Consider the following 25,095-nt stretch of genomic DNA (forward strand, 5'->3'; position numbering starts at 1 on the left):
TACATGAAAACGATAGATAAAATCCCAACGGGAAAATTTAGCAGAACTTCAAAACTTATTGGCACGGGGACGAAAGTCGGTGCGAATTATTTAAAATACTATTCCAAAAAGGCCTTCAATCCGGATTTAACCAGAGATAGTTTAGATGAAGAAAACGCTTCTGATATTTATGACGGTTTAAAAAACCTGAAGGGAAGTGCCTTAAAGGTAGCGCAGATGCTTTCCATGGAGAAAAGTTTACTCCCGAGTGCCTATGTTGAAAAGTTCAGCCTGGCACAGTTCAGCGTTCCTCCGCTTTCAGCACCTTTGGTAAGAAAGACCTTCAAAAAATACAACGGTAAATATCCGGAAGACATATTTGATAAATTCACTTCAGAATCTGTCAATGCCGCTAGTATAGGTCAGGTTCACCGGGCGGAAAAAGACGGCAATAAATATGCTATCAAAATTCAGTACCCGGGGGTTGCCGACAGCATAAGTTCTGACCTGGCCATGGTAAAGCCTGTGGCAACAAGAATGTTCAACCTGAAAGGCAAAGACTCCGAAAAATACTTTAAAGAAATAGAAGATAAACTCATTGAGGAAACCGATTATATTTTGGAAGTTGAGCAGAGCAAACGCATTTCTGAAGCCTGCGCCCTTATTCCGGGTTTGAAATTTCCGAAATACTATGAAAACCTGTCCAGTGAGCGAATCATTACTATGGACTGGATGGAAGGAAAACATCTCAGCGAGTTTGTAAAACAGGACTTTTCTCAGCAGACTGGAAATGAAATTGGTCAAACGCTCTGGAATTTTTATATGTTTCAGTTTCATAAACTGAAGGAAGTGCATGCAGATCCCCATCCGGGCAACTTTTTAATCGACCAGGATAACAACCTGATCGCTATTGATTTTGGGTGTATCAAAAACATTCCAAACAAATTCTATACTCCTTATTTTGAACTGGCTGAACCTAAAAACATCAATGACCCTGAGTTTTTCCTCCAGAAACTGAAAGAGTTGGAAATCATCAGGCCGGACGATTCTGAAAAGGAAATTCAGTATTTCTCAGCTTTATTTCACGAGATGCTGAGTTTATTCACCAGTCCTTTCCACAATGAAACCTTCGACTTTGGTGGTGAAGAGTTCTGGAGCAAAGTCTCCGGATTGAGTGAAAAATACAGCGGTGATAAGGAACTGAGAAAAATGAATGGAAACCGGGGAAGCAAACATTTCCTTTACATCAACAGAACATTTTTCGGGCTTTATAATCTGCTACATGATTTGAAAGCCAAGGTAAACATCAACGACTATAAAAAATATATGTAAGGCATTTAAGATGATTGGTTAGGTTGGTTGGAAAACGCTCTTTGAAATAAAGTAAAAGAGCGTTTTCTTTTGTTATAAAGATTACGAGATGAGCAATTATATTTATATTGCATTGCTAAATCAATAAATAATGTTTCAATCAAAGATACTAGGATTAGGAAAGTATGTTCCCGAACAGGTGGTTACCAACCACGACCTGAGTAAACTTATGGAGACTTCAGACGAATGGATCCAGGAGAGAACAGGAATAGAAGAACGCAGGCATATCAAAAAAGGAGATGGCAACTCAACTGCCATCATGGGACTGAAAGCTGCAAAACAGGCTATTGAAAGAGCTGATATTGATAAAGATGATATAGAATTGATTGTCTTTGCAACACTGAGTCCGGATTATTATTTCCCTGGATGTGGAGTTCAAATACAGGAAATGCTCGGGATCAAAACCTGTCCGGCCTTGGATGTCAGAAATCAGTGCAGCGGTTTCGTCTATGGAATATCCGTAGCAGACCAGTACATCAAGACGGGCATGTATAAAAACGTACTTGTTATCGGGAGTGAAAATCACAGTGGAGGACTCGATATGACAACGCGAAGCAGACATGTTTCTGTGATATTCGGGGATGGTGCCGGCGCTGCCCTATTGTCCAGAAGTGATGACGACTCAGGAATCTTGTCAACGCATTTACATGCTCAGGGCGAGTATATCGATGAATTGTCTCTAAGAGGTCCGTCCACTGAAATGTGGGTACCGGAAATCATTGCTAAAAACCCACAGGAAGATATTCCTTACTTTCCAAAAATGAACGGACAGCTGGTCTTTAAAAATGCAGTCGTCAGGTTTTCCGAAGTCATTCAGGAAGGACTTGAATTCAATAATCTTAAAAAAGAGGATATTGACATGCTAATTCCACACCAGGCCAATTTGAGGATATCCCAGTTTATCCAAAAGAAATTAAGGCTGGAGGACAGTCAGGTCCACAATAATATTCAGAAATATGGTAATACCACCGCGGCCTCTATTCCTATAGCGCTTACGGAAGCCTGGGAAGAAGGTAAAATCAAAAAGGGTGACCTGGTCGTACTTGCCGCTTTTGGAAGCGGATTCACCTGGGGCAGTGTGATTCTGCGCTGGTAATTCCTCTTATCCCCTAAACATTAAAGCAAAAAAAATCCTGTGAATCGAATTCACAGGATTTTTTTGTTTGAGGTCAGAAGTCCTTAAAGACTTACTTCACCTTCAGGGTCTTGTATTTTTTTGTCAGAAAGATCAATGCCTTTTTTCTTAACCGAATCGAACATCACTGGCGTAGCGATAAAGACAGAGGAGTAGGTACCTACGATCACACCGATGATAAGGGCGAACATAAATCCTCTGATGCTGTCTCCGCCAAAAATGAATATCGCGATCAAAACGACAAGCGTGGTTAAAGAGGTATTGATGGTCCTACTGATGGTTGAGCTCACCGCTACGTTTATCAGTTTGTTCATTTTCCAGGTAGGATGATCATTGAAGAATTCACGAATTCTGTCAAATACAACCACCGTATCATTTAAGGAGTAACCAATCACCGTAAGAATTGCGGCAATAAAGGCCTGGTCAATCTCTAAACTAAATGGCAGGACATTGTATAATAAGGAGAATATTCCCAATACTATAATCACATCATGAATAACGGCCACAATAGCTCCAAGGGAGAACTGCCACCTTCTAAATCTCATAAGGATGTATAAGAACACAGCGATAAGAGAACCGATAACAGCGTAAAAGGAAGCGGTTTTGATATCATCGGCGATGGTAGGATTCACTTTCATAGAAGACATGATTCCGTATTCCTTTTCCAAACTACTGTCGCCTACTTTAAATTCTTCTAAAGTAATTCCATTCGGAAGGTAAGCCTGTAAAGCATTGAATAAAATCAATTGGATTTCATCATCGATGATGGTGCCTTCTTCCTCAATTTTATAGTTGGTTGTGATTTTAAGCTGATTGGAAGTTCCATAAGTTTTGGCTTCCACACTTTGAAGATCGTCTACCAAAATAGATTCAATCTCTGTAGGATTGACAGCCTGTTCAAATCTGACGACAAAGCTTCTACCCCCTACGAAATCAACCCCCTGATTCAAACCTTTAGTGGCTAAAGAACCAATACTGATGAGGATAGCCACAGCAGAGATGATGTAGGCTATTTTTCGTTTCTTTAGGAAGTTAATATCTATATCCAGGAACCATTTTTTCGTCAGTACTGTTGAGAAAGGAAGTGATTTTCCTTTCTTTCCTCCACCGGCGATAAACAAACGCGTTAAGAATATAGCACAGAACAAAGAAGTTACAATACCAATCAATAAGGTAGTTGCAAAACCTTTAATCGGTCCTGTACCAAAGGTAAACAAGATAAGACCTGTAAGACCTGTAGTGATATTGGCATCTAAAATAGAAGATAATGCATTTTTAAAACCGTCACTGATCGCTTCCGCCTGGGTTTTTCCTTTGGCGATTTCTTCTCGTATCCTTTCAAAAATAAGAACATTCGCATCTACAGACATACCTATGGTAAGTACAATACCCGCAATACCAGGCAGTGTCAGTACCGCACCAAGTCCTGATAATACCCCGAAAATGAACAGTATATTGACTACTAAGGCAATATCGGCATATAGACCAGCTTTTCCATAGTAAAACACCATATAAGCCAATACAAAAATCAGGGCGATCACAAAGGATAAAATACCAGAATCGATAGCTTCCTGTCCTAGGGACGGTCCTACGATTTCACTCTGAACAATATCTGCAGAAGCAGGTAACTTACCGGCTCTTAAAACATTGGCTAAATCCTGAGCTTCCTCAATCGTAAAGTCTCCAGTTATTTCACTTCTCCCACCTGTAATGGCTCCACTTGAAACTCCAGGTGCTGAATAGACCAAATCATCTAAAACAATAGCGATTTGAGACCCCTGTGAAGAGGCTCTTCCGGTCATATCTTCCCAGATTTTCGCTCCGCGGCCATCCATTTGCATGCTTACAGCAACTCTGCCGACCTGATCGTAAGTTTGTTGTGCATCTGTAATTACGGCACCACTCAATTGTGGTTCGTCGCTTCTGTTCCCTTTAAGGGCATAAAGTTCAATAACCTCTGAATCCTTTTGTGGTTTACCCCATACAAATTCAGCATACTTCTTATCAGAAGGCAATTGTGACCTTACCTGTGGCATAGACAGGTAAGTATTGACTTTAGCGGTATCTTTTATAGCAAAATAAGCGATGACAGGACCCTGAGGCTGACCTCCGGACTGTATAAGGCTTAATAAAGGATTCGTTTTAGTAAAATCGCTTTCTGTATCTTCCTCGGTAGATAACAAGTCTTCTAAATCGTCTTCGTCGGTCACTTCTTCCTCCTGCTCCGATGCTTCAGTGGTTTCACCCTTAACTTCTTCAGTTTCTCCTTTGATATTATCAGCGATAATAGCATCGGCGCTTACCAAGAAATCAGAGAAATCATTAGCTCTGTACACATCCCAAAATTCAAGTTGAGCTGTGCTTTGAAGTAAGTTCTGAATTCGGCTTATATCCTTGGCTCCAGGTAATTCTATAAGAATTCTTCCTGAATTTCCTAAACGCTGAATGTTCGGCTGTGTCACACCAAATTTGTCGATACGCTCTCTTAAGACTTCAAAAGCTGAAGTGATACTTTCATCGATTTTTCTATCGATGATAGGTCTCACCTGGCTGTTGGTCATATCAAAGCTGATCTCATCGGCAAGAGCTTTGGTTCCAAAAATATCCGGAGAGGCTAATTTTGCGCCTTCCTTATTGTCGAAAGCCTCAAAAAAGAGTTCTAAATAGCTATCCTGACTGTTTTTTCGTGCTTCCTGAGCTTCAGCCAGAGCCGCGTTAAAGGCTGGATCTTTGGAGTTATTAGCTAGATCTTTTAAAAGATCCTTAACTGAAATTTGAAGAATAACGTTTATCCCCCCTTTTAAATCAAGTCCTTTATTAAGCTCTTTATCTTTTGCCGTATCATACGTTATACCTGCAAAAATAGGCTCATTTCCGATAGAGTCCAGATATTGCTCTGCAACAATGGCTCGTTTTTCCGGGAAGTCTTCTACACTTTGAGGAACTTGTCTTTCTGCGAAAGCTTCTGCTTTTTGTTCAACATTATTAGCTATAAATGTAAATGAAAGTTGGTAAATACTAACCAAACCAAACAAAATGGCAAATAGCTTAATGAGTCCTTTATTCTGCATTCTTTAAATTATTAGTGGATGTTATAAAATCAGGCAAATATAGGTTTTCGATATAGAAATGACAATTTTTTTTATAAAGATAATTTTAACTTTTAAAACCTTACTTAGCCCAGTAAAATGAGTGTTTCTTTTATTAAAAAATAAACCCGAACTGAATCGGGTTTATACATTTTGAAAAAAATAGAGGCACTATAAAAGCGCATTCGTTTTTTTCACTGCTTCTGCACTTTCTTTTAATTTTGTTTTTTCATCATCGTTAAGGTCTAGCTCAACAATGTCTTCAATACCATTTTTACCTATGATGACGGGTACACCAATACATAAATCCTTAAGACCATATTCACCTTCCAGCAAGGTAGAACACGGGAACATTTTTTTCTGGTCACAAGCGATAGACTGGACAAGAGAGGACACTGCAGCACCCGGAGCATACCATGCACTTGTTCCTAATAATTTGGTTAGCGTAGCGCCTCCAACTTTGGTATCCTCACTGACCTGAGCTAATCGCTCTTCCGAAAGAAACTCGGTGACACGAACACTGTTTCTGGTCGCTAAACGCGTTAAAGGCAGCATCCCGGTATCACTATGTCCACCGATAACCATACCATCAACATCAGAAGCTGGACAGTTCAAGGCTTCACTCAGTCTATATTTAAATCTGGCGCTATCCAAAGCTCCTCCCATGCCGATGATTCTGTTTTTAGGCAGATTCAGTTCTTTATGCGCAAGATAAGTCATCGTGTCCATCGGGTTACTCACTACAATAAGGGTCACATTGGGAGAATGCTTCACCAATTGTGTAGCGACGTCTTTAACGATTCCAGCGTTTATACCAATCAATTCTTCTCTTGTCATCCCTGGTTTTCTTGGGATACCCGAAGTAATCACCGCTATTTCAGAATCTTTGGTCTGGGAATAATCTCCAGTAGTTCCTGAAATTCTGGTATCAAATCCGTTAAGCGTTGCGGTTTGCATTAAATCCATAGCTTTACCTTCAGCAACACCTTCTTTGATATCCAAAAGGACAACTTCGGAAGCAAAATCCTTGATTGCGATATACTCTGCACAACTGGCACCTACTGCACCAGCACCTACTACTGTAATTTTCATCTTAAATTTATTTTTATAATTAATAATTAAATTCCAAAATTGATTCCAACATTCAAACTGTTGAATTCCTGGAAACTGTAATCTACATTGAGTCTGAAAAAAGCCAAGGTTAGCTTGGTCCCCACTGTGGCTCTAAAACCACTCACAGAAGAACTTGTACTTAAAGGGTCAACAATCGTCGCTCCCTCGATTTGAGAAACGCCTGAGCTTATGGTGTATTCGCCTTTTAATGCTGAATCTGCAGAACCTGAAACAGCGCCTATACTCCCGTAAAAATTAATGATCGGGAGCTTTGTGGAAGCCACTAAAGCATAGTGCCAAGATTCAATGTCTGAAACAATAGACTGATTGGACCCGGAGATAAAGGTAGACTGACTTGAAAATCTATATTCACTTTCAAAACTGTTATAGCCTACAAAACCAGAAATAGCTATTGGCAAAACTTTTAAGCCCGGTATCCAGTCTGTAAATTCATGCTGTAAGCCCACGCCGTAAAATTGAGCGGTCACATCCTGGGTTTCGACTTCCGGCAGGAATCTCAGTTTCAATTCCGTACTGAAGAGCAATCCGACACTCCCCTGTAATATCAGGTTAGGAAGATACTCAACATTCTCTGAAGCCAAACCCTGAGGCAGGGTAATAGAGCCCAGGTTTTGATCGTTCTCTGTAATGATCATTGAGATATCCGGCGAATTTTGTCCTAAAACAGTCCCCACTTGCTGAATACCGGGACCAGACTCAAAGCGTAAAGAACTGTAGTCATTTTCATTTAAAGCAAACGAAGTCTTATCGTCACCTATTTCTGAAATCCCTCCAATGACAGAGATTTCGAAACCACCCAGGCTTTTTACTTTTGCGGTATTATACCAGCCGTTAGCAAGGCTGTAAATGACCGCTTCAGAACCCGGGTTGATATATGCATTTGCAAATTTATTCGCATCATCTATGCCAGACCTGAGTAAGTTTTCAATTCCGCTTTGGGCATACGATGTCACAAACATCATCAACATAAAAATTGAAAAAAGGAGTTTCATTATAATGTATTTAAAGGTTTAAGCGTCAATATTTGCATAGACTGCATTCTGCTCAATAAATTCTCTTCGAGGTGGAACTTCGTCTCCCATCAGCATAGAGAAAATTCGATCTGCTTCTGCCATATCATCGATAGTAACACGTCTCAAAATCCTGTTCTCCGGGTTCATGGTCGTGTCCCAAAGCTGCTCCGCATTCATTTCACCAAGACCTTTGTAACGCTGAACGCTCACTCCACCTTTATATTCGTCTGCAATTTCATTTCTCTCTTTCTCATTCCAGGCATAGCGTTTTTTACTTCCTTTTTTGATAAGGTATAACGGAGGCGTTGCGATGTAAATGTGACTGGCTTCAATAAGCTCTTTCATATATCTGAAAAAGAAGGTCAGAATTAATGTCGCAATATGACTACCATCCACATCGGCATCACACATGATGATAACTTTATGGTATCTTAATTTTGAAAGGTTTAAGGCCTTGGTGTCTTCTTCAGTTCCGATGGTAACACCCAGAGCCGTGTATATGTTTTTAATCTCTTCGTTTTCGAAGACGCGGTGCTGCATAGCTTTCTCAACATTCAAAATCTTACCTCGTAAAGGTAAAATAGCCTGAAAATTACGATCTCTACCCTGCTTGGCAGTACCACCAGCCGAATCCCCCTCCACGAGGAACACTTCACAGGACGCAGGATCGGTCTCTGAGCAATCAGAAAGTTTACCCGGCAAACCCCCACCGCTCATCACGGTTTTACGCTGAACCATTTCACGCGCTTTTTTAGCAGCGTGTCTGGCCTGCGCCGCCAAAATCACTTTTTGAACTATGGTTTTGGCATCGTTAGGATTTTCTTCCAGATAAATATCAAGCATTTCTGTAACGGCCTGCGATACTGCTGAAGTGACTTCCCGGTTTCCCAGTTTAGTTTTGGTCTGACCTTCAAATTGAGGCTCAGACACTTTTACAGATACGATTGCCGTAAGGCCTTCTCTAAAGTCATCTCCTGTAATTTCAAATTTCAATTTATCCAGAAGTCCGGAATTATCGGCGTACTTTTTCAAAGTCGCTGTAAGTCCTCTTCTAAACCCTGAAAGGTGGGTTCCCCCTTCGTGGGTATTGATATTATTGACATACGAATGGAGATTTTCCCCATAGGAATCATTGTAGATCATCGCCACCTCAACTGGGATGTCATTTTTCTCCCCCTCCATGGCAATCACTTCCGAAATAATAGGATCGCGGTTGGCATCTATAAATCGTATAAATTCCTTTAAGCCTTCTTCTGAATAAAATTTGTCCTGCCTGTATTCTCCCTTTTCATCAACCTGACGCTTATCGATAAGCGAAATCCTGATGCCCTTGTTCAGAAAAGCCAGCTCTCTTAAACGCTTGGCCAGGGTTTCATATTTGAATTCAACCGATTCCTGAAAGATTTCAAAATCCGGTTTAAATGTGATTTCAGTTCCGTTCAGCTCTGTATCGCCGGTCGATTTTACCGGGTAAATCGCTTTACCGCGCTCATACTCCTGCTCCCAGATTCTTCCGTCTTTGAAAACACGCGCATGAAGCTTCACAGAAAGTGCATTTACAACCGAAACCCCCACACCGTGAAGACCACCAGACACTTTATAAGAATCTTTATCGAACTTTCCTCCTGCTCCAATTTTAGTCATGACCACCTGGAGAGCAGAGACCCCTTCTTTTTTATGAATATCGATTGGGATACCACGACCGTTATCGGATGTCGTCAGTGATCCGTCCTCGTTTATAATTAAGTCAATTTTGTTACAATAGCCACCCATAGCTTCATCTATGGAGTTGTCTACTACTTCGTAAACCAAGTGATGAAGACCCCTTTCTCCAACGTCTCCTATATACATAGATGGGCGCATTCTTACGTGCTCCATCCCTTCTAAAGCCTGAATACTGTCGGCCGAATAATTATGTTTTTTGACTTCTTCGCTCATAATTTATTATTAGTTTAACAACAAACAAATATAGTGAATTGATGTGTTTTTTTGATTGTTTAACGCTTTTAAATCCATTTTAATGTAGTTAAAATTAAAAACGGTACTTAGGCTTAAAAATTACATTTTCACGCTAGAATCCAATTTCTGTAAAGGAATAAATTTAATTTAACAAGATTTAAACTGATTAAGATAAAACTTAAAACTAAACTTGTTTAAAAATAAAACTTATGAAATTACTCAATGTTTGCCTTATTGTTTTCCTGATTGCCTTTTCGACTTCAGCTCAGGATTTTTCAGATATCGACAAGAGTCCGATGGATGCGGTGATCACCAGAAATCAGGATAACTCCCCACTGGCAAGAATTATTTACAGCAGACCTAAAAAGAAAGATCGTGCGATTTTCGGAAAATTAGTTCCGTTTAATAAAGTCTGGAGAACAGGTGCCAATGAAGCGACAGAGATTACTTTTTACCAGGATGTCTTCGTTAACGGCACCAAAGTAAAAGCCGGAACCTATTCGCTCTATACCATTCCTGAAGAAGACCAATGGAATGTCATCATCAATAAAAAAATCAATACCTGGGGAGCCTATGGCTATGACAAAGACCTGGATATTTTAAGAACCTCTGTACCTGTCAAAAGGACGGCGGCTACGGTTGAAGATTTTTCCATCACCTTCAAACCCACTACAAACGGTTCAGATTTGCTGATGGGCTGGGACGATACCTTTGTAGAAATTCCTATTCTTAAAGCGGAGTAAAAAATTTAGCCGATTTCCTGCTGAACCTGGCTTCAGGAGACCTGCCGACAGGTTTTATGAATTAGGTTTCAGAATGATCCAGATCCGGACTGGATATTTAAGCTGACTTAAGGCTTTAAGAAATGTATCGCAGGGCTTTAAGTCAGCTCCTACAAATTCAAAATAAATCAAAAGCCTGAACCCTTAGCAGACTAGGCCATTGATTCTAAAATCTCTTTGATATCTTTCTCGGTGGTATCGGGATTGATAAAACAGAATCGTGCGCAGGTGATTTCCCCGTCCTCAGACCTCCACTTGGTTGGGGTAACCAGGGCAAAACCGCTGTCGTGATTTTTGTATGTCCATTCCCTGTAATCTTCAGCCGTCCAGCCAATTCTTGAAAACAGGACACAGGAAAGTCCGGGTTCACGAATGAGTTCCACATTTGGAAGCTGTTTTATTTGTTTGGCGGCATTGTTGGCAAGTTCCAGGCCTCGCTCAATGGCTTTGGTATAGCGGTCTGTGCCGTGCATCGCCAGAGAATACCAAAGCGGCAGACCGCGTAATCTTCTGGTGAGTTGAATTTGATAATCTGAAGGATTGAATCCCTGAGCGCCTTCATCCTTGAAAATATCCAAATACGCCCCCTTCTGGGAATGTGCTTTTTTGGCTAAGTCCATGTTTTTGTAAATAATCGCCCCGCAATCGTAAGGAGAAAACATCCATTTATGAGGATCTATGGTCACGCTATCGGCTTTTTCGATGCCGTTGAACAAATGCCTCACCGAGGGCGCTGCCAGGGCTGCTCCGCCATAAGCGGCATCGACATGAAACCAGAGTTTTTCCCGTTCGGTCACCTCAGCGACGCCCTCCAGTTCATCGATGATGCCCGCATTGGTCGTTCCGCCTGTGGCTACCACCGCAAACAGGCGCTTCCTGTCAAATTCTGATAAATTCCTGATTTCTTTTTCCAGGCAATCTTTGGTAAGCTTGTGTTCTGCATTATTATCTACGGTGATGATGTCTGCATCTATGACCTGCGCCATGGCTTTTACGGAAGAGTGAGCGCCACTGGAAGTGATGATGAGACCCTTCAGCTTTTTATTGTCTTCATTTAGGGATCGCCAGTATTCCCGGCCAGTTACAATTGCTGAAAGATTGGCCGCTGTACCCCCGCTGGTAAAAACGCCAAAGGTTCCTTCCGGCATACCCGTGAGCGATACCAGCCATTCCATAGCCCTGTTTTCGCAAAAGATACCGCCGCCGCCTGTCATCCAGTAAGCCCCGTGAATACTGGCTGCAGAAGTCACCAAATCAAACAAAACAGCTGCCCGTGTCGGTGCTGCAGGCACAAAAGCCAGATGACGCGGATGATCTACCGGTACCGAGGCTTTGACCAAAATATCTCGAAATAACTGAAAAGCCTTCTCTCCTCCTATACCCTCTTTGGTCACCGTGTCGCCAACGAGTTTGAGCAATTCATGCTCCAGCTTGGGTTTACCGAGTTCCGGGGAGGTATTGGAAATTCTATTGATCGCATATTTCATGATATCGAGGGTCATCTCGACGGTCTCCATGTCAATAGCGTGCATGCTTTTCATAACTTATGGTTTTGTAGTGTAAATAGTTAATTCTAAACAGAGAAATTCAAACTGGAAAGGATCTAATTGATCCAGGAGTTCCGAAATGAGCTGATCGCCGTAATCCACATAAATCTCACTGAAATTTAGCGTTCGTTCCTGCAAAGACCCATTAGGGAACAGCAGACGCTGCAGCTCCAAAACGCGTTCATTTTCATCTTTCAGCTTGCGCTTCTGGGCTTTCAGCAAACGTTTTTCCAGGTGATCCAGTCCGTTTTTTTGCTTCTTTTCCTGAGCAGCAACTGCCCCGTGAAAGGACTGATCGGTTTTCTTGGCCAGTTCATATAAATCTTCAAACTGTTTTTCCAGGTGTTGCTTCTGACTTTCGAAATCAATTTCGATGGAAGAATTTTTCCTGGTTTGCCTGGCTTCCAAAGCCTCTGGAGACAGAAACAAGTCCTGAATCGGCGTATCTAATTTTTGAAGCTTTCTGGAGGTTTTATCAGAATACAACAACACAGAATTTCTCAACATCAGCATCGGGAAGCTTATATGTTCGGCTTCAAAAAGAGACTTTAGTTCAAGCCAGTAAGCCAGTTCTCCTCCTCCACCGATGTAGGCCAGGTTGGGTAAAATCACTTCCTGATACAGGGGGCGCATGACCACATTGGGTGAAAAACGCTCAGGGTGCTTATCGACCAGGTCCAGGATCTCCTGTTCAGAAAACCGAAGTTCTGTCTCTAAAACATAATAATCTTCATCCTGCTTTACAATGCGTTCCCGGACACCTTCGTGCATATAAAACAGATTGATTTCCCGAGGATTCACCTGGACGCTGTACCCTAAGTCTTCTAGTTTGTTAGCTTGCTTTTCGGTCTGTCGGAAGGCGGTATGGTAGACCAGGTCGTTTTTGATGTGCCTGGAGAACTTGGATTTTAATCGCGCATCATCGGCATCTAAAATGACCAATCCGTAATCTCCAAAAAGCGCGTTGGCCAGAAACTGGGTGGCACTCGCCAGGGTCTCATGTTCTAAATAAGCCACTTTGAAAAGGCCTTTCAGGTATTCTGCGTTTTCGCTTTTCCCGAATTCCTTTTCAATGCTTTTGGCCAATTCTTCCAGACCTGAAGTCGAAAGATGCCCCACGGCGCCTTCGGCTTCTTTTTCCCATTGAAAGATTTTGTGTTTGAAGTTGAAAAAATTGATCTCTTCAAAATCGTGATCTTCGGAAGCCATCCAATACACCGGAACAAAACTGGAATCGGGATACCGTTCTTTGAGTTGCCTGGCCAGATTGATCGTCGAAACAATTTTATATAAAAAATAGAGGGGCCCTGTGAACAGATTCAGCTGATGACCGGTAGTCACTGTAAACGTGGAGTGTTCCAAAAGGGCTTCCACATTCTGCTCAGTAGCTTCTGAAGTTGGCAGGTCTTTGTACTGATGCCTCAGCACGTCTACTAAAGCCTGGCGATGATCCTGAGTGTAGGATTTGCTCTTTTCTTCAATTTGACCTTTAAAATTTTCAACAGAAGGAAATCTATTGTAGAATGGCTTTAGGTTTTGCTTTTCTTCGATATAGTCTGAAATTAGATCGCTAAAGAATCCCGTAGATCGAAAAGGTAAACAGTCAGCCATGTTTGAAAAGTTTAGAATAAGCGCAAATATAGAAGAGGTTAACCAAAAAGCTTTAAAAGATACGTTAATATGAAAACTCACTTTTACATCGGTACTGTGAAATTAGGTAAAGATTTGTGATTTTGTCTTCCTGAGTGCATTCAGAAGTTTGATAAAATATCTCGACTGTGCTCAGTATGACATGCTCTATTAACTACCGGCACATGAGCGCAGTATCCATAAGTTAATTCAGGATAGCTTCTACGGAAACCGGTGTTCCATACAAATCGAAATCTCCTGCATCGGTGATTTTAATCTCTGCAAATTCACCCGTCTTCAGGTAGTGAGCTTTCGCATCTATCAGCACTTCATTATCCACATCCGGAGAATCGAACTCGGTCCTGCCTACAAAATAGCCACCTTCTTTTCTGTCGATGACACATCTGAAGGTTTGACCTATTTTCTGCTGATTCAGCTCCCAGGAAATCTGAGACTGTATCTCCATAATTTCATTGGCACGCTGTATTTTGACATCTTCAGGAACGTTATCCTCGAGGTTGTAGGCATGGGTATTTTCCTCGTGAGAATAAGTAAAACAGCCCAGTCTCTCAAACCGCATTTCACTTACCCAGTCTTTCAATTCCTGAAAATCTTCTTCAGTTTCTCCGGGGTAACCGACAATCAAGGTAGTTCTGATGGCCATATTCGGCACTTCCTTTCTGAATTTATAAAGTAAATCGGTCGTTTTCTTGTGCGTTGTTCCTCTTCGCATGGATTTCAGTAAATGGTCTGAAATGTGCTGAAGCGGAATATCAATGTAGTTGCAGACTTTAGGTTCTTCCCTTATCACATCAAGCACATCGGTAGGGAAACCCGTTGGAAACGCATAATGCAGACGAATCCATTCAATACCTTCCACCTTCACGAGTTCCTTCAGCAATTCTGCTAAATTTCTTTTTTTGTACAGATCCAAACCGTAGTAGGTCAGATCCTGTGCGATCAAAATAAGTTCTTTGACGCCTTGCTTGGCCAGGTTTTTGGCTTCGATCACCAAATCCTCAATAGGTGTGGATTTATGTCCGCCACGCATTAAAGGGATGGCACAAAACGAACAGGGTCTGTCGCAGCCTTCCGCTATTTTTAAAAACGCATAGTTTTTGGGTGTGGTGGTTAAACGCTCACCGATAAGTTCGTGTTTGTAGTCTGCCCCCAGAGCTTTAAGCAAAGCGGGGAGTTCAGTGGTTCCAAAGTATTGATCTACGTTTGGAATTTCTTTTTGCAAATCCGGCTTATACCGTTCAGACAAACATCCCGTCACGAATACTTTTTCTACCTCACCATTCTCTTTCTTTTGAACATAGTCTAAAATCGTATTGACAGACTCTTCCTTGGCATTATCGATAAAACCGCAGGTATTGATCACGACCACATCACCCTCGGTTTCGTGGGCAACATCCTTGCCACTGGCTTTGAGCTGACCCATCAACACTTCAGAATCGTAAATATTCTTACTGCAGCCTAAAGTGACGACGTTGATTTTATTTTTTTTGATTGATTTGGTTCTCATGTATTTTAAAAATTGAATGGCAAAGATACGATCTCTGTGACTGACTAAGGATAATGTTAGCTTAAAGCTTGTTTAAAAGACGCGCTGTAAATAGATGTTTTTGGATTTAGGAAACAAAGTTATGAATCCAGAGCGTCAGGTCCTGTTCATAATACCGCATGGCAGAAACCAGCACAATGCTTCCAATTGCATAAATCCAGTTGGTTGTATCGGTTTTTAAAAAATAAACGCCTAAGAGACCTAAAAGCACAATAGGCAATGCTACCAGCAGGTTAGCCGCCACCCAGCCTCCCTGAATAATCGCTGAAATTTTCAATACCAAAAAAAAGGCTGAATAGATCACGATTATTTTGGTAATGATCAGTTTGTTTTTATCTGCTGTAAACGGCTTGGGTTTTTGTGCTGTCATTGCTTATTTATTTGAAAAAAATGAATCTACAAATTCATATTTATTGAAAATCTGAAGATCATCGACGCCTTCACCTACGCCGATATATTTTACAGGAATTTTGAACTGATCGCTGATGCCTATAACCACACCGCCTTTGGCTGTACCATCGAGTTTGGTAATGGCCAGCGCTGTCACTTCCGTAGCCGCAGTGAACTGCTTGGCCTGTTCGAAAGCATTCTGACCTGTAGACCCGTCCAAAACCAGAAGCACTTCATCCGGTACATTGGGAGTCACTTTCTGCATGACACGTTTTATTTTGGAGAGTTCATTCATCAGGTTTACTTTGTTGTGGAGTCGACCTGCTGTATCCAGTATCACGACATCCGCGTCCTGCTTGATGGCGCTTTGTACGGTATCAAAAGCTACAGAAGCAGGATCGCTTCCCATTTTTTGTTTCACGATGGAAACACCAACGCGATCTGCCCAGATTTGCAGCTGATCGACAGCGGCTGCTCTAAACGTGTCTCCAGCACCCAAAACTACGGTCTTGCCTTTGGCTTTGTATTGTTTGGCAAGCTTACCGATGGTCGTTGTCTTTCCAACACCATTCACTCCAACCACCATAATGACATAAGGCTTCTTGCCTTCTGGCAATTCCAGGCTTTGGAGCTCACCATTTTCGGATTCGCTAAGCAGTCCTGCGATTTCTTCACGCAGGATAAGATTCAGTTCATCGGTGCCCAGATACTTGTCTCTGGCCACCCTGGCTTCGATCCTGTCGATTATTTTGATGGTTGTGGTCACACCCACATCACTGGAGACTAAAATTTCTTCCAGATCATCCAGAACACTTTCGTCTACCTTGGATTTTCCAGCAACTGCTTTGCTCAGTTTTCCAAAAAAGTCTGTTTTCGATTTTTCGAGACCCTCGTCTAATTTTTCTTTTTTCTCTTTGGAAAATATTTTTTTAAAAAAACTCATCTTTTTGTGTGTATCAAAATTATAAACGGACGTATTGCCTGACGAACAAAGATAGACAAAAACAAAAAAGCCCTCGCATGGTTAGCGACGGCTTCATATAAAATAAAGTCTTGAATTTACTTGCTCTTTAAAAAGTCATTGACCTCCTCTGGAGTCATGATTTTTTCTTCAAAAACATAAGCACCAGATTTTGGTGATTTTACCATTTTAATAGCTTTGGTAAGTCTTTTTGTTCCTGTCTGTATTGTACCAACCGATTTCTTTGCCATAACTTATTTAATTTCTTTGTGAACAGTCATTTTCTTCATGATAGGATTGAACTTCTTAAGCTCAAGTCTATCTGGAGTATTTCTTTTGTTCTTTGTTGTAATGTATCTTGAAGTTCCAGGGAGTCCAGAATCTTTGTGCTCTGTACACTCCATTATTACCTGAACTCTATTGCCTTTCTTTGCCATAATCTTAAATCTTTATAATCTCTTATTTAGTCAAGAATCCTTTAGCACGAGCTTCTTTCAAAACGGCGTGGATTCCTTTTTTATTGATGGTTTTTAAGATAGAAGTCGATACCTTAAGGGTGATCCACTTGTCTTCTTCAGGGATATAAAATCTCTTCTTAACCAGGTTAACGCTAAATTTGCGTCTAGTTCTATTTAATGCGTGGGAAACGTTGTTTCCAGACAATGCTCTTTTTCCAGTAAGCTCACAAACTCTTGACATTATATATACTTTTAGGTGTTATTAAAAACAGGATGCAAATTAACGACTTTTTTCTGAATTAGAAAAAATAAATTTTACTGATTTTCAATTTTTTAAAATCGCCTCATAAATCAGTTCCAAAGCTTTGTTAACTGCCTTTTGAGTCACGCGTTCTCTATGCTTGCCAAACTGAAATTCGTGCACCTGTGTCTCCTGCGGGGTGGCAACGGCGATAAATACAGTGCCGATTTCGGCGTCGCTATCGCCTTTTGTTGGACCGGCATTCCCGGTAGTGGCAATGGCAAAATCAGCTTTGAACATCACCTTGGCGCGTTCTGCCATAGCCTGTGTGATTTCTGAACTCACGACAGAATGCTTTTGAATCAGTTCTTCTGAAATTTGCAAAACGTCATTTTTGGCGGACGTGGCATAACTTACCACAGAACCTGTAAAATAATTTGAGGCTCCCGGAATTTCGGTAAACTTAGCTGCCAGCCTTCCTCCTGTACAGCTTTCGGCAGTGACCAGAGTTTTGCCTTTCGTGGTAAAAGCTTCAGCGATGCGCTCCTCAAGCGTCTGTTCATCTTCATAACCTTTAATGATGTCACCAATAATCCTGTTGAGACTTTCCACAGCTTCATCCAGACCGGATTTCAATTCTGCTTCATCCTCTCCTCTGGCGCTCAACCTCAGCCTTACCCTACCTAAACTGGGCAGGTAAGCAAGTTTGATAAAAGCCGGCAACTGGTTTTCCCAGTCTTCGATTCGGTCTGCAATTGCGCTCTCGCCTAAACCATAGGTCAGCACCGTTTTATGGATAATGTATGGCGTTCTAAACCTGTCCTGAAGTCTGGGCAGCGCCTGTTCCGTAAAAATAGCCTTCATTTCATAAGGCACGCCCGGCATAGAAATGTAAACGACATCATCATGTTCAAACCACATTCCCGGGGCAGTTCCATATTCGTTATGCAGGGGTATGGCCTGAGACGGCATCCAGGCCTGAGACCTGTTCGTCTCCAGAATAGGCGTGGACACATACTTGGCAAAAATATCTTCAACGTGGGCCAGAACTTGTTCATCCAGCACCAGTTCGTCATTGAAATACTCGCAAAAGGTATGCTTGGTAATGTCATCTTTGGTCGGGCCAAGTCCTCCCGTAATGATGACAATACTGGATCGGGCGGAAGCCTCTTTTAAAGCCTTGAGGATATGAAATTTTTCATCCTGAATGGAAGAAATCTGATACACCTCTACCCCGATTTTATTCAGCTGCTTGGCAATAAAAGCGGAATTCGTATCGATGATTTGCCCGATGAGTATTTCATCGCCTATGGTGATTATCTCTGCCTGCATAATTTATTTAACTTGAATTGAAAAACACGAAGACTCTTCTATAAAGCCTTCCAGAACATCTCCTTCTTTCACCCGGCCTACACCTGAAGGTGTCCCCGTAAAAATAATATCGCCAATCTTTAATGTAAAATACTGGGAAACATAGGCTACCAGTTCATCAATTTTCCAAAGCATTTCTGACGTAGACCCTGCCTGAACGATTGCCTTGTTTTTTTCCAGACGGAAAGCGATGGCATTGACCTCCTGAAATTTGGTTTTTGGAAACCAAAGGTCTCCAATTACCGCCGAACCATCAAAACCCTTTGCTTTTTCCCAGGGCAGACCTTTGTCTTTCAACTGATTTTGGACATCTCTGGCTGTAAAATCAATTCCTAGACCAATATCGTCATAGTATTTATGCGCAAATTTTGGCTGAATATGTTTCCCTACCTTATTTATTTTGACCAAAATCTCAACTTCGTGATGAACATCCTCTGAAAACGACGGAAGGATAAAGGGGTTATTCTTCAACAAAACCGAGGAATCCGGTTTCATAAAAACAACGGGGTGTTCAGGTTTTTCGCTGTGCAATTCAGAAATATGTTTGGCATAATTTCTTCCGATGCAGATCAATTTCATAGTCAGACAGTTTATTTGGTTGCTAATTTTCTCAATTTAATCGCTGTCAGGACTTTTTTGGTGTACAGTGGAAAATCAGAATTTTGAATCCAGCCAAAGTAACCGGGCTCTTTTTCGAGTACCTCCTCTACTTTTTTACCTCTGAATTTGCCAAACCCAAAAACCTCTTCATCTTTTTTATTCAGAATGATAAAACCAGCGAGATCTGCAAATTTCTTGTGTGCGCTATACGCAGAAAGCCATTTGGTGTCGTTCTCCAGATCGGGATAGCGATCGAGTTGGGATTTTAAAACTTCGTAAGTGGCATTGGTATCAGCTTCTGCACTGTGCGCATCGGTCAGGTCCTTGTCGCAATAGAATTTATAGGCTGCTTCCAGGGTTCTTTTTTCCTTTTTATGAAAAATGGTCTGCACATCCACGGCATTCACTTTTTTAAGATCAAAATCAAGGCCTACACGCAGCATTTCTTCGGCCAGGAGGGGAATATCAAAGCGGTTGCTGTTATACCCAGCCAGATCACAGCCTTTTATCATCGCATTGATCTTGGGCGCGAGCTCTTCAAACTTCGGCTCATCAGCCACGTCTTCATCGCTGATGCCGTGAATAGCGGTGGTTTCTTTAGGAATCGGAATTCCGGGATTCACCTTCCACGTATAGCTTTCTTTATTGTTGTTTTCAAAAACTTTTAAAATTGAAATCTCAACAATTCTGTCTTTTGAAATATTGGTGCCTGTCGTTTCAAGATCAAAAAAACAGATGGGACGCGTCAACTTTAATTCCATGATAGATATTTTTTACAAAGTTAGTATTTGAAGCTAAAGAAATCTTCAATTAACTAAAATTTGAAGTATTATCTAAAGCAGTTGAAGTTGAATACCAAGGAATTTCAAAAAATATAGTATTTTCGAACAAATCAATTGCAAAACGAATGTCATTAAAATTTGTATCCTACATGAGTTCTCAGTCTCGCATCATGTCCAGAAAGAGCATTGAAGACTTTTTGTTCGAGGTAAGGGAAAAGAATAAACAGTTAGCCATTACCGGCATACTGCTGCTCATTCAGGGGAAATTTGTTCAGTACATAGAAGGACCGGCCGCTGAAATTGATAACGTTTATGAATCGATAAGCAAGGACAAACGCCATACGGAAATGATCCTACTGGATTCCGGGGACCTGGATGAGCGCCAGTTTAAAGACTGGTCTATGGCTTATAAAGAGGTGGAAAACAAGCAGATCAAAGCCATTGTAGGCAAGGAAAACCTGGATCTGGAGGCTATCTTTCTTAAAGGAAAAGACCTTAAAAATCATCCCGTCCTCACCGTCCTGTATGATTTTGTCAAAACCCTTTCAAGCTAAAAAGCCTTTAGAGATTATCTAAAGGCTTATGTGAATTATGTTTAGGATAATTTAGGTCTCGACTGCCGCCCAAAGTGCCGGGGACAAGCTTTTCGACGAGACACTTCTATTCAAAATTACTCCTTTCTTAAAATAACCGCTTCCGCTTTTTCTGCGATGGCTTTGGCATTCAATCCGTATTTATCGAGGAGCATAAGCGGCTCACCACTTTCTCCAAAGGTATCCTGCGTAGCGACAAATTCCTGTGGCGCCGGATGATTCAGGCTCAAAGTTCTGGCAACGCTTTCGCCAAGACCTCCCAGAAAATTATGCTCTTCGGCGGTGACCACACATTTTGTTTTTCTCACGGACTTTAAAATAGCCGTTTCATCCAAAGGTTTGATGGTGTGGATATTGATCACCTCAGCCGAAATTCCTTTTTCATCCAGTTCCTTAGCCGCTTCTAAAGCTTCCCAGACCAGATGACCTGTGGCGATGATGGTGACATCATTACCTTCAGTAAGCGTTACCGCTTTTCCGATTTCAAATTTCTGATCTTCAGGCGTGAAGTTAGCCACTTTAGGTCTCCCAAATCTTAAATAGACAGGACCTTGATGTTCTGCGACAGCAAGTGTAGCTGCTTTGGTCTGGTTGTAATCGCAGGTATTGATAACTGTCATTCCCGGCAGCATTTTCATCATTCCTATGTCTTCCAGAATTTGGTGTGTGGCACCATCTTCACCCAAAGTCAAACCAGCGTGTGAGGCACAGATTTTGACATTTTTTCCTGAATAGGCTACCGACTGCCTGATCTGATCGTAAACTCTCCCTGTAGAAAAATTGGCGAATGTTCCCGTAAACGGAATTTTTCCTCCAATGGTCATACCTGCTGCAATTCCAATCATATTGGCTTCTGCAATTCCTATCTGAAAAAAGCGCTCGGGATGATTAGTTTTGAATTCGTCCATTTTGAGCGATCCGGTAAGATCCGCACAAAGTGCAACTACATTCGGATTGGTTTTCCCAAGCTCGGTTAAGCCCGCTCCAAATCCAGATCTCGTATCTTTACTGCCTGTATTTTTATATGTTTTCATAAGCCTGTCCCTCGCCCCTCTCCTGATAGCTATCGGGAGAGGGGGATTTCGGGTTATTTTTTTAATTAATAATTCGTTTTATCATACTATTAGAATTCCTCCCCTTGGGGATCCCGATAACTATCGGGAAGATGGGTGCTTTAATAATCACCTAAAGTTTCCGGGTTCTGAGCCAAAGCGGTTTCCAGTTGTTCATCATTAGGCGCTTTACCATGCCAGGCATGAGTTCCCATCATAAAATCGACGCCATTCCCCATTTCAGTATCCATCAGGATGACGACAGGTTGTTTATTACCGGTAAGTCCTTTTGCCTCTTCCAGGGTTTTCTTGATCGCTTCAACATCGTTCCCTTCCTTAAGCTCCAGAACTTTCCAGTCGAAAGCTTCAAACTTTTTCTTTAAGTCACCAAGCGGTAATACATCGTCTGTAGCGCCGTCAATTTGCTTTTTATTGTAATCGATGGTCGCTATAATATTATCTACCCCTTTGGAACCGGCGTAAAGGATGGCCTCCCAGTTTTGCCCTTCCTGAAGTTCACCATCGCCGTGAAGACTATACACCAGATGAGTGTCCTTATTCATTTTTTTGGTATGTGCAGCACCAATGGCTACAGACATTCCCTGCCCCAAAGAACCCGAAGCTATTCTGATTCCCGGAAGTCCTTCATGCGTCGTGGGATGACCCTGAAGTCTGGAATCGATTTTTCTAAAGGTATTGAGTTCTACTACCGGGAAAAATCCAGATCTGGCTAGAACGCTGTAAAATACCGGCGAAATATGACCGTTGGACAGAAAGAATAAATCTTCGTTTTTACCATCCATATCGAAGTCTGTGGAGTACTCCATAACCTCCTGATAAAGAACCGTAAAAAATTCAGCACAGCCCAAAGACCCTCCAGGATGGCCAGAATTGACCTGATGCACCTGTCGAAGAATATCTCTTCTTACTTGTGTGACAAAATCTTGCAAATGTTGTGTTGTTGACATGAGATAAATTAAAAATTTAAAATTCCTCAAAAGTAAGGATTTATTATAAGATACTCAGCTGGAGAAGAATCAATCCTAATATCTTTAAGTCTAGGAATTTGTTTTGATAGAGTTGAGTATCTTTGCAGGCTATTTAGAATCCATATGAAATTCGAATTACTGAGCAAAGACCCGAATTCCAAAGCACGGGCAGGGAAAATCACAACAGACCACGGCGTTATAGAAACGCCTATTTTTATGCCTGTAGGTACCATTGCTACTGTAAAAGGGGTTCACCAGAGGGAATTGAAGGAAGAAATAAATCCGGATGTTATCCTGGGAAACACCTATCACCTATACTTGCGTCCCGGAACCAGTATTTTAAAAAAAGCAGGTGGACTTCATAAATTCATGAACTGGGATAGAAACATCCTTACCGATAGCGGGGGCTATCAGGTGTATTCCCTCTCGGCTAATAGAAAAATAAACGAACAGGGAGTCAAATTTAAATCCCATATAGACGGCTCCACGCATCTGTTCACTCCGGAAAGCGCCATAGATGTGCAGCGAGAAATTGGAGCAGACATCATCATGGCTTTCGATGAATGCACCCCTTATCCCTGCGATTACAATTATGCCAAGCGATCTATGCATATGACTCACCGCTGGCTGGACCGGTGTATGACGCACATGAAAAAAACCTCTCCGTTATATGGTCACGATCAGACTCTGTTTCCCATTGTACAGGGGAGCACCTATACAGATTTGAGGAAGCAATCTGCAGAATATATTGCCAGTGTCGGTGCAGAGGGAAATGCCATTGGCGGATTATCGGTTGGAGAACCCGATGATGAAATGTATGCCATGACCGAAGTCGTGACTGACATTTTACCTGAAGACAAACCCAGATACCTTATGGGAGTTGGCACACCCTCCAATCTTTTAGAAAATATCGCCTTGGGTGTAGACATGTTTGATTGTGTGATGCCCACCAGAAACGCCAGAAACGGCATGTTATTTACTTCGGAAGGAACGATCAACATCAAAAATAAAAAATGGGAGGACGATTTTTCGGCTCTCGATCCGGCGGCTTATACCTGGGTAGATACGGAATATACCAAGGCTTATGTCAAGCATTTATTCTCAGTAAAAGAATTATTAGGAAAACAAATTGCAACGATTCATAACTTAGGGTTTTATCTTTGGTTGGTAAGAGAAGCAAGACGACAAATCCAGGCGGGAACCTTTAGAGCCTGGAAAGAGGTGATGGTAAAGAAATTATCGGTAAGACTGTAAAAAATAGCTTTTGAAAATAATTGACTGGTACATACTGAAGCGATACTTAGCCACATTTGTTGCGCTTTTACTGATGTTTATTCCTATTGGCATTATCGTGAATCTTTCAGAAAAGATCGATGATATCAAGGAAAATGAAGTTCCCCTGGAGGAAGTCTTGGTCTTTTATGGAAATTTCACCATCTATTTTGCCAATTTGCTTTTCCCCATATTCCTTTTCCTGTCTATTATCTGGTTCACCTCCAAACTGGCAAACAATACTGAAATTATAGCCATCTTAAGTTCAGGGATTTCGTTTTGGCGATTTCTAAGGCCTTATATCCTAGGAGCAACTCTGGTGTGTGGTGTAGCCTTAATTTTCACCATGTATCTCGTCCCTAACGCAAGTCAGGGGTTTAATGAGTTCAAATACCAGTATTTCAAAAAAGGAAGACAAGCTCAGGAGACTACAAATGTCTACAGACAGGTCAATGACAACGAATTCATCTTCGCCACAAACTTTCAACCCGATACCCGAACGGCCAGAAATTTTACCCTGGAACATTTTGAAGACAATGATATGAAATTCAAAATTTCTGCAACCCGGCTGAAGTTCAATCCGGAAGATTCGACCTATACCCTCAATAATTATGAAAAACGAATCATCAAGGACCGGGAAGACATTCTGATAAGAAAAAATTCTGTGGATACCCTTTTGCCGTTTGAATTTGATGAACTTACCCCTGTTGAATACATTGCAGAAACTTTAAACTATGCGGAGTTGAAAGAGTTTATTGCTACCGAAAAACGAAGAGGTTCTTCCAACATCAGCAGCTACCAGATTGTGGCTTACAAACGCTGGAGTGTTCCGGTCTCCGCTTTTATCCTTACGATTATTGCCGTATCGGTTTCAGCGATGAAAAGACGTGGTGGTATGGGCGTGAACTTAGCGATAGGAATTGTCATTGCTTTCGGCTACGTGTTTTTGGACAAAGTATTTGGAACCCTGGCAGAAAAATCAACCTTTTCACCGCTGATTGCTGTGTGGTTTTCCAATGTCTTATTTGGACTGCTGGCCATTTATTTGCTGATCAAGGCTAAACGCTAGTGAGTGGTGAGTGGTGAGTGGTGAGTGGTGAGTGGTGAGTGGTGAGTGGAAATTAAAAAAAATCATATTCTTTATTCGATATTCTTTATTTCTTGTTCGGTCATCCTTTAAA

Annotated in this window: 23 protein-coding genes; 6 read left to right on the plus strand and 17 right to left on the minus strand. The window is 41.5% G+C overall.

The window, feature by feature from the left end; all coding sequences use genetic code 11:
* Positions 1 to 3: 3 nt before the first annotated feature.
* Together G3567_RS06810 and G3567_RS06815 are read left to right on the plus strand one after the other, a co-directional pair.
* Positions 4 to 1,311, plus strand: a complete 1,308-nt coding sequence (locus G3567_RS06810) for an ABC1 kinase family protein (RefSeq protein WP_164004578.1) — start codon at positions 4 to 6, stop codon at positions 1,309 to 1,311.
* A gap of 130 nt (positions 1,312 to 1,441) precedes the next feature.
* Positions 1,442 to 2,446 carry a 3-oxoacyl-ACP synthase III family protein gene (locus tag G3567_RS06815; RefSeq protein WP_164004579.1) on the plus strand — a complete coding sequence of 335 codons (1,005 nt, stop codon included), beginning with the start codon at positions 1,442 to 1,444 and terminating at the stop codon, positions 2,444 to 2,446.
* An 83-nt stretch (positions 2,447 to 2,529) separates the two neighbouring features.
* On the opposite strand, the gene secDF is transcribed toward G3567_RS06815, so the two are convergent.
* The 4 genes from secDF to gyrB all read right to left on the minus strand — a co-directional run bounded on the left by secDF (position 2,530) and on the right by gyrB (position 9,659).
* A complete protein-coding gene (secDF, locus tag G3567_RS06820; protein ID WP_164004580.1) occupies positions 2,530 to 5,556 on the minus strand; it encodes a protein translocase subunit SecDF in 3,027 nt (1,008 codons plus the stop codon).
* 189 nt (positions 5,557 to 5,745) lie between these two features.
* Complete coding sequence (locus G3567_RS06825; RefSeq protein WP_164004581.1) at positions 5,746 to 6,666, minus strand: malate dehydrogenase; 921 nt, start codon at positions 6,664 to 6,666, stop codon at positions 5,746 to 5,748.
* Between the two features lie 26 nt (positions 6,667 to 6,692).
* Positions 6,693 to 7,700, minus strand: a complete 1,008-nt coding sequence (locus G3567_RS06830) for a DUF6588 family protein (RefSeq protein ID WP_235923510.1) — start codon at positions 7,698 to 7,700, stop codon at positions 6,693 to 6,695.
* Between the two features lie 18 nt (positions 7,701 to 7,718).
* Positions 7,719 to 9,659 carry a DNA topoisomerase (ATP-hydrolyzing) subunit B gene (gene gyrB / locus G3567_RS06835; RefSeq protein WP_164004582.1) on the minus strand — a complete coding sequence of 647 codons (1,941 nt, stop codon included), beginning with the start codon at positions 9,657 to 9,659 and terminating at the stop codon, positions 7,719 to 7,721.
* 230 nt (positions 9,660 to 9,889) lie between these two features.
* Here gyrB and G3567_RS06840 point away from each other — a divergent pair, with 230 nt between their 5' ends.
* On the plus strand, positions 9,890 to 10,423 hold the full coding sequence (locus G3567_RS06840; RefSeq protein WP_164004583.1) for a DUF2911 domain-containing protein: 534 nt from the start codon (positions 9,890 to 9,892) through the stop codon (positions 10,421 to 10,423).
* A gap of 191 nt (positions 10,424 to 10,614) precedes the next feature.
* On the opposite strand, the gene G3567_RS06845 is transcribed toward G3567_RS06840, so the two are convergent.
* The 11 genes from G3567_RS06845 to G3567_RS06895 form a co-directional block, all read right to left on the minus strand.
* Positions 10,615 to 12,003, minus strand: a complete 1,389-nt coding sequence (locus tag G3567_RS06845; RefSeq protein ID WP_164004584.1) for a pyridoxal phosphate-dependent decarboxylase family protein — start codon at positions 12,001 to 12,003, stop codon at positions 10,615 to 10,617.
* Positions 12,004 to 12,006: 3 nt separating this feature from the next.
* Positions 12,007 to 13,620, minus strand: coding sequence for a bacillithiol biosynthesis cysteine-adding enzyme BshC (gene bshC / locus G3567_RS06850; protein WP_164004585.1), 1,614 nt, complete (start codon positions 13,618 to 13,620; stop codon positions 12,007 to 12,009).
* Positions 13,621 to 13,843: 223 nt separating this feature from the next.
* Positions 13,844 to 15,166 (minus strand): 30S ribosomal protein S12 methylthiotransferase RimO, encoded by a 1,323-nt coding sequence (gene rimO, locus G3567_RS06855; protein ID WP_164004586.1) that lies wholly within the window; start codon positions 15,164 to 15,166, stop codon positions 13,844 to 13,846.
* A 106-nt stretch (positions 15,167 to 15,272) separates the two neighbouring features.
* Positions 15,273 to 15,575, minus strand: a complete 303-nt coding sequence (locus G3567_RS06860) for a hypothetical protein (RefSeq protein ID WP_164004587.1) — start codon at positions 15,573 to 15,575, stop codon at positions 15,273 to 15,275.
* A gap of 3 nt (positions 15,576 to 15,578) precedes the next feature.
* Positions 15,579 to 16,538, minus strand: a complete 960-nt coding sequence (ftsY, locus tag G3567_RS06865; RefSeq protein ID WP_164004588.1) for a signal recognition particle-docking protein FtsY — start codon at positions 16,536 to 16,538, stop codon at positions 15,579 to 15,581.
* 116 nt (positions 16,539 to 16,654) lie between these two features.
* Positions 16,655 to 16,807 (minus strand): DUF4295 domain-containing protein, encoded by a 153-nt coding sequence (locus tag G3567_RS06870; protein ID WP_164004589.1) that lies wholly within the window; start codon positions 16,805 to 16,807, stop codon positions 16,655 to 16,657.
* A gap of 3 nt (positions 16,808 to 16,810) precedes the next feature.
* Positions 16,811 to 16,993 carry a 50S ribosomal protein L33 gene (gene rpmG, locus G3567_RS06875; protein ID WP_164004590.1) on the minus strand — a complete coding sequence of 61 codons (183 nt, stop codon included), beginning with the start codon at positions 16,991 to 16,993 and terminating at the stop codon, positions 16,811 to 16,813.
* Positions 16,994 to 17,015: 22 nt separating this feature from the next.
* Complete coding sequence (rpmB, locus tag G3567_RS06880; protein ID WP_093367471.1) at positions 17,016 to 17,255, minus strand: 50S ribosomal protein L28; 240 nt, start codon at positions 17,253 to 17,255, stop codon at positions 17,016 to 17,018.
* 84 nt (positions 17,256 to 17,339) lie between these two features.
* Positions 17,340 to 18,587, minus strand: a complete 1,248-nt coding sequence (locus G3567_RS06885) for a competence/damage-inducible protein A (protein ID WP_164004591.1) — start codon at positions 18,585 to 18,587, stop codon at positions 17,340 to 17,342.
* A gap of 3 nt (positions 18,588 to 18,590) precedes the next feature.
* Positions 18,591 to 19,205, minus strand: a complete 615-nt coding sequence (locus tag G3567_RS06890) for a fumarylacetoacetate hydrolase family protein (protein ID WP_164004592.1) — start codon at positions 19,203 to 19,205, stop codon at positions 18,591 to 18,593.
* A gap of 11 nt (positions 19,206 to 19,216) precedes the next feature.
* On the minus strand, positions 19,217 to 19,987 hold the full coding sequence (locus tag G3567_RS06895) for a 3'-5' exonuclease (RefSeq protein WP_164004593.1): 771 nt from the start codon (positions 19,985 to 19,987) through the stop codon (positions 19,217 to 19,219).
* A gap of 146 nt (positions 19,988 to 20,133) precedes the next feature.
* Between G3567_RS06895 and G3567_RS06900 the strand changes: the two genes are divergently transcribed.
* Entirely contained in the window at positions 20,134 to 20,562 is a 429-nt protein-coding gene (locus G3567_RS06900; RefSeq protein WP_164004594.1) for a BLUF domain-containing protein, read from the plus strand.
* A gap of 116 nt (positions 20,563 to 20,678) precedes the next feature.
* Here G3567_RS06900 and G3567_RS06905 read toward each other — a convergent pair whose 3' ends face one another.
* Both G3567_RS06905 and G3567_RS06910 read right to left on the minus strand, forming a co-directional pair.
* Entirely contained in the window at positions 20,679 to 21,635 is a 957-nt protein-coding gene (locus G3567_RS06905; protein ID WP_164004595.1) for a transketolase family protein, read from the minus strand.
* A 140-nt stretch (positions 21,636 to 21,775) separates the two neighbouring features.
* Positions 21,776 to 22,621, minus strand: a complete 846-nt coding sequence (locus tag G3567_RS06910) for a transketolase (protein ID WP_164004596.1) — start codon at positions 22,619 to 22,621, stop codon at positions 21,776 to 21,778.
* Between the two features lie 144 nt (positions 22,622 to 22,765).
* On the opposite strand from G3567_RS06910, the gene tgt reads away from it, so the two are divergent.
* Positions 22,766 to 23,896 (plus strand): tRNA guanosine(34) transglycosylase Tgt, encoded by a 1,131-nt coding sequence (tgt, locus tag G3567_RS06915; protein WP_164004597.1) that lies wholly within the window; start codon positions 22,766 to 22,768, stop codon positions 23,894 to 23,896.
* Between the two features lie 10 nt (positions 23,897 to 23,906).
* A complete protein-coding gene (locus G3567_RS06920; protein ID WP_164004598.1) occupies positions 23,907 to 24,983 on the plus strand; it encodes an LptF/LptG family permease in 1,077 nt (358 codons plus the stop codon).
* Positions 24,984 to 25,095 lie beyond the last annotated feature (112 nt).

Origin of the sequence: Psychroflexus aurantiacus, assembly GCF_010820555.1 — a bacterium.
In the GTDB taxonomy this organism is placed as follows: domain Bacteria; phylum Bacteroidota; class Bacteroidia; order Flavobacteriales; family Flavobacteriaceae; genus Psychroflexus; species Psychroflexus aurantiacus.